Here is a 1,772-nt window from a genome sequence, read left to right on the forward strand (position 1 = left end):
GCCGAGTTCAACGCCTCGCTCGCGAACCAGCCGCTGCTCATCCTCGCCGCCGTGGTCACGATCTACATCATCCTCGGCGTGCTCTATGAAAGCTTCATCCACCCGTTCACGATCCTGACGACGCTTCCCTCCGCAGGTATCGGCGCACTGCTCGCGCTCGAAATTCTCGGCATGGAATTCTCGTTCATCGCGCTCATCGGCATCATCCTGCTGATGGGCATCGTGAAGAAGAACGCGATCATCATGATCGACTTCGCGCTCGACGCGGAGCGCACGCGGGGGCTTGCGCCGTTCGATGCGATCCGCGAGGCGTGCCTGCTCCGCTTCCGGCCAATCATGATGACGACGGTTGCGGCGCTGCTCGGCGCGTTGCCGCTCGTGATCGGAAGCGGCCCCGGCTCGGAGCTTCGCATGCCGCTCGGCGTCACCATCATCGGCGGGCTGCTCCTGTCGCAGCTTCTCACGCTCTACACGACGCCCGTGATTTACCTCGCCATGGACGGGCTGAAGCGCAGGATCGAACGCCGCTTCGGCTTCGACGAGCCGAACTATCCGCCGCCGGCGCTTCGGCCGGAGCCGGGCCTGCCCGATCCCGGACCACGAGGCGGAACGCCGCGCGGAACGGGCGGAGGCGGAGCGGCTGGCCTGTTGCCCATCTTCGGCACGCCGTCGCTTCCGATGCTGCCGCCGCGCGCGGACTGGCTTCTCCTGCCGTCGCCCGAAGGCAACGCGGCCCTCCCGTCACCGGACGAACCGCTCGCCCTGCCGCCGCCGGACAAGCCCGCGTCATGAATATTTCCGCGCTCTTCATCCGGCGGCCCATCGGTACGATCCTTCTTTCGATCGGGCTGTTCCTTGCGGGCATCGTGTCCTATTCCGCGCTGCCGGTGGCGAGCCTGCCGAATGTCGATATGCCCGCCGTGCGCGTCAGCGCCTCGCTTCCCGGCGCAGACCCGGAAACCGTCGCCGCCACCATCGCCGCGCCGCTTGAGCGCCGCATTGGCGAAATCGCGGGCGTAAAGGAACTCACCTCGACGAGCGCGCTCGGCTCGACCAGCATCCAGGTCCAGTTCGACCTGTCCCGCAACGCCGACGACGCCGCGCGCGACGTGCAGGCCGCCATCAACGCCGCGCAATCGGACCTGCCCTCCACGCTTAGTCGCCGCCCGACGATCCGCAAGGCGAATGCCGCCGCCGCGCCCGTCATGATCATGGCGATGACCTCGCCCATCCGGCGGCCGACAGACCTTTACGACCTCGGCGACCTCATCGCGTCCACGCGCATCAGTCAGGTGAACGGCATCGCGGAGGTGATGATCGGCGGCGCGCAGACGCCCGCTGTACGCGTCGTGACCGATCCCGGCGCGCTGAAGTCGCGAGGGCTTTCCGCCGAGGATGTCCGCACCGCCATCACGCAGGCGAACTCGCTCGTGCCCATCGGCGTGCTCGACGGCGCGGAGAAATCCACCATCGTCACCGTGAATGGCCAGATCACGAAGGCCGCCGACTACGAAACTCTCGTCGTCAAGGTGCGAAACGGCGATGTGGTGCGAATCGCGGATGTCGCGCAGGTTTCGAACAGCACAAGCAACCGTCTCTCGGCCGGGTTCTTCAACCGCGAGAACGCGGTCATCCTGATCATCTTCAAGACGTCCGATGCGAATGTCATAGAGACGATCGACAACGTCTATGCCCTCCTGCCGGAGTTGCAGCGGCTGCTGCCCGCCGACGTGAAGCTGACCGTTCTTAACGACCGCACCCAGACCATCCGC

Annotated in this window: 2 protein-coding genes; both read left to right on the forward strand. The window is 66.3% G+C overall.

The genetic code is table 11. The annotated features are described in order from the left end of the window. The coding region (locus tag T281_RS19690; protein WP_037242476.1) for an efflux RND transporter permease subunit at positions 1–792 on the forward strand (792 nt) is incomplete at its 5' end. Next, positions 789–1,772 (forward strand): efflux RND transporter permease subunit (locus T281_RS17050; RefSeq protein WP_037242478.1); only part of this gene is annotated, 984 nt, incomplete at its 3' end. The genes T281_RS19690 and T281_RS17050, both read left to right, overlap by 4 nt.

The organism is Rhodomicrobium udaipurense JA643 (assembly GCF_000636015.1).
Classification (GTDB): domain Bacteria; phylum Pseudomonadota; class Alphaproteobacteria; order Rhizobiales; family Rhodomicrobiaceae; genus Rhodomicrobium; species Rhodomicrobium udaipurense.